Raw genomic sequence first — 6,463 nt, forward strand, 5'->3', positions numbered from 1 at the left:
GGTGGAGCTGATCGGCCGAGAGCAAGACATCACTTCGCTGCGGGATTTCTTCGACGGCGCGGGCGTCCGGGGCGGGGCCATGCTGGTCGTCGGCGACGCCGGTGTCGGTAAGACAGCAGTGCTCGACGAATTCGCCGACGGCGAAGCCCGGCGCGGCGTTCGCGTCCTGCGAGCCGCGGGCGTGCAGTTCGAAGCCGACGTCAACTACTCCACACTCAACCAGCTGATGTTCCCGCTCGGTGACGAGATGACGTCTCTCGACTCCGGACAGCGGACGGCGCTGCGGTGCGCGCTCGGCTTCGAAATCGGCCAGGTTCCCGACCGGCTCGTCGTCTCGAACGCCGCTTTGCTGTGCCTGCGCGCCGCCGCGGCCGAGAACCCGATCCTCATCGTCGTCGACGACCTCCACTGGGTGGACCGCGCCAGTGCCGAGGTGCTCGGCTTCGTGGCGCGCCGCCTGGTCGGCAGCCCCATCGTGTTCCTGGCGGCGTGCCGGTCCGCGGAGCGTGGTCACTTCCGCAACAGCGGGCTGACCGAAGTCGTCCTGCCGCCACTGCCCACCGCCGCGGCCCGGACCCTGGTCGACCGCCGGTTTCCGGATTTGGCGCCCGCGGTGCGGCAACGGCTGCTCGCCGAAGCGGCCGGCAACCCGCTGGCCCTGCTGGAACTGCCGTCCGCCTTGGACGGCGACCAGCGCACCGACTTCACCACGCTGCCGGCGGTGCTGCCCCTGTCCGAGCGGCTCCAGGCGATGTTCACCTCCCGGGTGCGCGACCTGCCGCAGCGGTGCCGGCTGATGCTGCTGCTCGGCGCGCTCGGCAGCACCACCGAGCCGGGCCGCCTGCGCACGGCCGGTGGCAGCACCTGCGACCTCGACGATCTCGCCCCTGCCGAGGAGAGCCGGCTGGTGCACCTGAGCGGCGGGCGGCTGAGCTTCCGCCACCCGCTGATCGGCGCGGCTGTCGTCGAGGCGGCATCGGAACGGGACCGGCGCTGGGCGCACGGCGCGCTGGCCGCGGTCGTCGATGCCCCGGAACGGCGGGTCCGGCACCTCGCCGAATCGGCGGTCGGTCCGGACGAAGACATCGCCGGTCAGCTCGAAGCCACGGCGCAGGACATCCTCCGGCAAGGGGACGCCCTCGGTGCCGTCACCGCGCTGACTCGCGCGGCCGAGCTCAGCCCGGCAGCCGCCGACCGGAGCCGCCGCCTGGCCGAAGCCGCGTACATCGGCGCGGAAGCCGGCGGTGAGATGGCCACCGCGAGCAGACTGCTGGGCGACGCGCGGCGCACCGGATCCCTCGAGACCCACTCGCTGCACGCCGCCGCGGCCGCCGCGCACCTGCTGATCAACTCCGAGAGCGACGTGACGACAGCGCACCAGCTGCTGGCCGGGGCGATCGAGGCCGGCGAACACGGCTTCGACGCGAACGACCCCGTCCTGACCGAGGCCATGCACAGCCTGATGCTCATCAGCTGGTGGGTGGGCACCGAGGAAGCCGGAGAGGCGTACCGGGCCCTGGTCGACCGGCTGAAGCCGGCACCCACGCCGGTGACCCGGGTGAACGCGATCATCTTCACCGACCCCGCCCGCGCCTCCGCCGAGGACATCGCCACCCTCGACACTCTGATCGACTCCGTGGGCACCGACCCCGAGCCGACCCAGCTCGTCCGGATCGGCACCGCCGCCCTGTTCGCCGACCGGCTGCACCGCCTGCGGGCCTCCGAAAGACGCCTGGCCGAAACCCGCCGACAGGGCAAAGGCCCGGCGCGGCGCCACCTCGGCGCGCTGATCCACCTGGCGCTCGATGCCTTCCACGGTGGCCGCTGGACCGAGGCCGGGGAGTGGGCCGACGAGGGACTCGTCGTCTGCGCCGAACACGGGTTTCGGTTCTTCCGCTGGTACTTCGCCTGGGTGCACGCGCTCGTCGCGGCCGCGCGAGGCCGCGTCGAGGCCGCCCGGCAGCTGACCGACGACACGATCCGCTGGGCCGGCGCCCACCAGGCCGCGGGCGTGACCTTCTTCGCCCTGCAGGCGCGCACCCTCGCCGACATCGCCGCCGGTGACTACGAGTCCGCCTACCACCACGCGACCCGGCTCAGCCCGGCCGGGCAGCTCGCGCCGTACCGGCCCACGGCCTTGTGGGCCGGTTTCGACCTCGTCGAAGCCGGCTTGCACACGGGGCGCCGGGCCGAGGCGGCCGCGCACGCCGCCACCCTCCGCGAAGCTCACCTGGACACGGTGTCGCCACGGCTGGGCCTGCTGAGCGCCGCCGCCAGCGCGTTGGCAGCCGAGGACGACGCCGCCCGCGACTGGTTCGAAACCGCGTTGTCGGTCCCGAACCCGGACCAGTGGCCGTTCGACGTGGCCAGGGTGCGCCTCGCCTACGGCGTGCGGCTGCGCCGCCTGCGCGACACCGGCGCGGCGCGCGAACAGCTGACGCTCGCGCACGACACCCTTTCGGCGCTCGGAGCGACGCCTTGGCGCGACCGCGCTGCCAATGAACTGCGAGCGACCGGGCTGACTCGCCGGTCGGCGCCGGAGGGCCGGGCTTCACTGACGCCGCAGGAGCGCGAAATCGCCGAACTCGCGGGTGCCGGCCTGACCAACAAGCAGATCGGGCAGAGGCTGTTTATCTCGCACCGGACCGTCGGCGACCACCTGTACAAGATCTTCCCCAAGCTCGGCATCACCTCGCGCGCCGCGCTGCGGGACGCGCTGACCACCTACGAGCAGGACGAGCAGGTGGACACCACAGTCATGTGACGGGTGCTGTCCCCCACCGGGCGCGGCGAACCTGAACGGTATGAACCCAGACCCGCACCCCGGGATCCACTGGCCCCCCGGCTGGGGACCGGACCGCTGCGACAGCTTCGTCAACCACCGGCGCCGCACCTCCGCGCCCGCCGACACGGTCTTCGCGAAGCTGGCCGCCGTCGAAGAGTGGCCGAAGTGGCAGCGCGCGGTGGACCGCACCGAAATCGTCGAGGACCTGGCCGTCGGCAGCCGGTTCGTGGTCGTGTCCCCGCCGCACACCTTCGACGGGATCGTCGGCGAATTCGTCCCGCCGGCCCGGTTCGGCTGGGCCGCGGTCGGCGACCAGCTGAGCTTCTACCAGTCGTGGCTGCTCCTGGACGACCCCGGCGGTGGCGCACTGGTGATCTTCGAGGAGGCGTCCCGCGGGTTGGCGGCCCTGCCGCCCACCGGGCGGGCCGAGCTGACGCGCGGCTGGCTCGACACGCTGCCGCCCGAGCCGTGACGGGCACCGGGTTCTCCGCACGACGGTCCACACAGACGGGTCACTCACCACGGTGAGCGACCCGCCTGTCGGCGTTCCGGCTCCCGTATCGTCCGGGTGCTGAACCGTTTCGGAGGTGTGGGCCCATGGCGGATGCGCCGATCGTCCTGCTGCACGGCTTCTACCACGGCTCGTGGGCGTGGACGGAAGTCATCGCTGAGCTCGCGGCGCGCGGCCGCGCGGGGGTCGCGGTCGACATGGCGGCGCACGGACTGCTGGCGAAATCCCCGCTCGCGGCGCACCGCCGCCCGTTCGACCCGGCGGCCTACGCCACCGAACCGTCGCCGGTCGCCGGGATCGGGCTCGATGCCGCCGCCGACCTGCTGATCGCCCAGCTGTCGCGAGCCGGCGGGGGAAACCCCGTCTCGGTGGTGACCCACAGCATGGGCGGGGCGGTGCTGACGAGGGCGGCCGAGCGGGAACCGGCCCTCGTCTCCCACATGGTGTATCTCGCCGCCTACATGCCCGCCACCGGCACGCCCTGCCTGGCCTACCCGTCGCTGCCCGAGGGCAGCAGCAACCGGTTCATGCCGCTGCTGGTCGGGGACCCGGCGGCCACGGGCGCGCTGCGGATCGACCCCCGCAGCCCCGACCCCGCGGTCCAGGACGCCATCCGCGAAGCCTTCTACGGCGACGTCGATCCCTCGACCGCCGCGGCCGCGGCCGCACTGCTGAGCTGCGACGCACCACTGGCGATGGTCACCGACAGCACGGAACTCACCGCGCACGGCTGGGGTTCGCTCCCCCGCAGCTACGTGGTGTGCACCGAGGACCGCACCCTCCCGGCTCCGCTGCAGCGGCTATTCATCAGACAGGCCGACGCGGCCTTCCCCGCGAACCTCACGAGGGTCGTCGAGCTACCCGCGTCGCACTCGGCGTTCCTGTCCGTCCCCGGCCGCGTCGCCGAACTCCTCGCCGACCTCCCCTGACGGCGACCCCGGTGACCGGTCAGCGACCGTCACGGCCACGGTCATCTGACGGACGCTGTTCCGCGGCTGTCCGGGCGACCATGGTTTCCGTCAGCACGAACGAAAACCCGATCCACACGGAGGAAACCATGGCCACCACCAAGCCGACCATCGTCCTGTCGCACGGCGCGTTCGCCGAGTCCGGCGGCTGGGGTCCCGTCGTGGAGCGCCTGCAGGCCGCGGGGCACCGCGTCGTCGCGGCGGCGAACCCGCTGCGCTCGGTGGCGTTCGACGCGGCCCAGCTGCGCGCGCTGGTCGACACCATCGACGGCCCGGTCGTCCTGGTCGGCCACTCCTACGGCGGGATGGTCATCAGCAAGGCCGCCGCGGGCGCCGGCAACGTCACGGCCCTGGTCTACATCGCGGCCTTCGCCCCCGAAACCGGCGAGAGCGCCGCGGACCTGTCCGGGCGGTTCCCCGGCAGCACGCTCGCCGAGACCCTCCGCCCGGTCCCGCTTCCCGACGGCAATCAGGACATGTACGTCGCCCAGGAGCTGTACCGGCAGCAGTTCGCGGCAGACGTGCCCGAGGAGACGACCCGGGTGATGGCGGCTACCCAGCGGCCGATCACCGCCGCGGCGCTGAACGAGGCCGCCGAAGGTCCGCAGGCCTGGGCCGGCGTCCCGAGCTACTTCCTGATCGCCGAGGCGGACAAGAACATCCCGGCCGCCGCGCACCACTTCATGGCCGAGCGGGCCAAGGGCGAGGTCGTCAGCATCGAGGGCGCGTCGCACGCGGTGTTCGCCTCGCACCCGGTCGAGGTCGCCGATCTCGTCCTGCGTGCGGCCGGCGCCTGACCACCGTTCCTCGTTCCCCTCAACGGCACGGCCGCCCGCGGTGCAGTCCGTCCGGACCGCGGTGCCCCTGGGGGCGGCCGTTGGGTTTCGTGTGGAATCCACCGAGATCGCCCAGTCGATCTCACCGGCTGCGTCCGCGGTGGCCGGCAGCCGCTGGGACACCACATCCCAGGGCCCGCCTCGGTAGACCGGCGGTGCCAGGTCCAGATTGTCCGCCAGGGACCGACACCGCCGGCACATCCCCGCATGCGATCCCGCACCGGTCGCGGTAGACGGCCCCTCCACCATCGCCCGGGCGTCGGAGAACGGCTGGCCCGGCCTCCCGGTCCGCACCGGTGGCAAATCCTCGATCAACGCGTGGCGCGGAGGCGTCGACCAGGACGACGGTGTCCAGCGTGCCGGGCGGTTCCGGCATCACCTGGCGATCGAAGAGGACCAATGACGGATGTCGTTGCCGCCGGAGCCGGCCTGTCCGGGCCATCTCCGGCTGGCCCACCCGAGCCGGCCCGCGACATCCCGATCCGGCTCGGGGCGTAAAACCATCCGTGGCCGACTTTCGCCGGTGAGCCAAGGGCCTCTGCGGGGACCGCCGTGGTACCGGTAGGTCGGCCGCGTACTCCGCGAGACGGTCGACCAGGAGCGCATCACAGCTCGGTACCTGAGCGATACCTTCCGTTCGTTGGCCGTCCGCGCGGAAATCGAACAGCAGCTCCGCCGCGTCGCCCGATGAAGCTCCGCGCGTGAGCGACGCTCAAGGCGCAACAGCAAGCAGGCTCACGGTGTCATCCACGTCGAGTTGGACACCAGCTGTTCGAGCGCGCCGACACGAACGGCGCCAAACTCGACGCTTAGCTCGGGAGCGGCCTCGCGGCCGCCGCGCGCGGCACCTCCGAGAACCTGCTCGACCGACCGCTCGGTGTCGATCCGCGGACGAAAGACAGCGGCTGCCTGGTCAGTGCATTCCTCGGCCTGGCACCCGCCCGTCCCGGCTAAGATGTCCGGCACCTGCGCCCCGGGGTTCACACAGGATGCACATCCGCCCGGCGATGAAGCCCCTTCCCCTACGGCAGCTCAAAATGATTCCGCCGGTAGAGCGCGTGGGCGTAATGGTCGATACCCCCTCGGACACGCACACTATTCACCCGCATCACGGGTTGGATGGTCACCTGAACGGCCTGAGAGTCGTGTTCGTAGCGGACAGCTAGGTTGAGCGCCTCATAGAGGCCCGCCAGGCTGTCCGTTCTTGCTTTCGCGAGCTTCCTCCCGACATCTCCGAGCGAGTCGATCATCGCGTAGACCTCGGCGTCGGTCACCAGGTCAGGTGTAGGCGCGTCCTCGAGTTCAGCCCTAGGGCCTGTTTCAATGGGTTGACCAGTGATGTTGCGGTGCAGCTTTGTGGTTT

Annotated in this window: 4 protein-coding genes and 1 pseudogene; 4 read left to right on the forward strand and 1 reads right to left on the reverse strand. The window is 71.8% G+C overall.

Going from position 1 to position 6,463, the window contains the following annotated elements; genetic code table 11:
- The first annotated feature begins 1 nt into the window (after position 1).
- The 4 genes from L2C96_RS03810 (at position 2) to L2C96_RS03825 (ending at position 5,061) form a co-directional block, all read left to right on the forward strand.
- Positions 2-2,764, forward strand: coding sequence for an ATP-binding protein (locus tag L2C96_RS03810; RefSeq protein WP_237335110.1), 2,763 nt, complete (start codon positions 2-4; stop codon positions 2,762-2,764).
- 40 nt (positions 2,765-2,804) lie between these two features.
- The gene (locus L2C96_RS03815; RefSeq protein WP_237335111.1) at positions 2,805-3,257 is read left to right on the forward strand and encodes an SRPBCC family protein; all 453 of its coding nucleotides are present in this window, start codon (positions 2,805-2,807) and stop codon (positions 3,255-3,257) included.
- A gap of 125 nt (positions 3,258-3,382) precedes the next feature.
- Positions 3,383-4,225: an alpha/beta fold hydrolase gene (locus L2C96_RS03820; RefSeq protein ID WP_237335112.1), complete on the forward strand. Its 843-nt coding sequence runs from the start codon at positions 3,383-3,385 to the stop codon at positions 4,223-4,225.
- A gap of 128 nt (positions 4,226-4,353) precedes the next feature.
- Positions 4,354-5,061, forward strand: a complete 708-nt coding sequence (locus L2C96_RS03825; protein ID WP_237335113.1) for an alpha/beta fold hydrolase — start codon at positions 4,354-4,356, stop codon at positions 5,059-5,061.
- Positions 5,062-6,122: 1,061 nt separating this feature from the next.
- Here L2C96_RS03825 and L2C96_RS03830 read toward each other — a convergent pair.
- Positions 6,123-6,463: pseudogene (locus tag L2C96_RS03830) on the reverse strand (hypothetical protein); the annotation flags it as partial.

This window comes from Amycolatopsis tucumanensis (assembly GCF_021654135.1).
GTDB lineage: Bacteria > Actinomycetota > Actinomycetes > Mycobacteriales > Pseudonocardiaceae > Amycolatopsis_E > Amycolatopsis_E tucumanensis.